Genomic DNA, 635 nt, shown 5'->3' on the forward strand with positions numbered 1-635 from the left:
GCGTTCATCTGGATCAGATCCGAGATCGGGATCAACGTCCCACCGCCGGTCACCGCGTGGCCGGCACCGGCCTGGAGGTCTTGCAGGGTGGTGGTCACGATCATCGTGACCGGTAAGCCGTTGTGCTGGCCGAGTTTCGGATCCCCGAGACGGTCACGCACCAGCTGGGACAGAGCATCGTGTTGGCGTTGGCTGTGGCTACGGAGGTCGTCGGGCTCGGGGGCGGCGAGTTTGGCGAACACGGCATCCAGCTCGGCGCGCAATTGCGGGGTGGCCACCACTTTCCCCACGCTCATCCCGTCGGGGCGCTGCCCGCCGGTCCACAGGAAGCCGCGTTTGCGGGCCCGGTCTTCCTCGGAGAACTTCCCGTCGGGGTTGAGGTGCGTCGCGAGTCGATCGGCGACTTTTTCCAGCTGATCGGGCCGCATGGTCTGGGCGTGCTGGGCCAGGGTGCGTTCGGCCTTCTCCGCCTTGACCGGCCCGACGTGATCGGGCAGCTCCCGGAAGAACTTCTGAATGACCCGCACGTGCTCACCATCCAAGTGGCCGGCATTCCAGGCCTTCCCCGTCTCGGGCAGCACCGGTGCCAGCGGCTCGCCGGTCAACGTGGTCCGTGGCGAGAGTTGTTCGGCATC

The 635-nt window shown here is 66.9% G+C and carries 1 protein-coding gene; it reads right to left on the reverse strand.

The window, feature by feature from the left end:
* The coding region (locus HPC46_RS34630; RefSeq protein ID WP_179476470.1) for a DUF222 domain-containing protein at window positions 1–635 on the reverse strand (635 nt) is incomplete at both ends.

This window comes from Mycolicibacterium vinylchloridicum, assembly GCF_013404075.1.
Lineage (GTDB): Bacteria > Actinomycetota > Actinomycetes > Mycobacteriales > Mycobacteriaceae > Mycobacterium > Mycobacterium vinylchloridicum.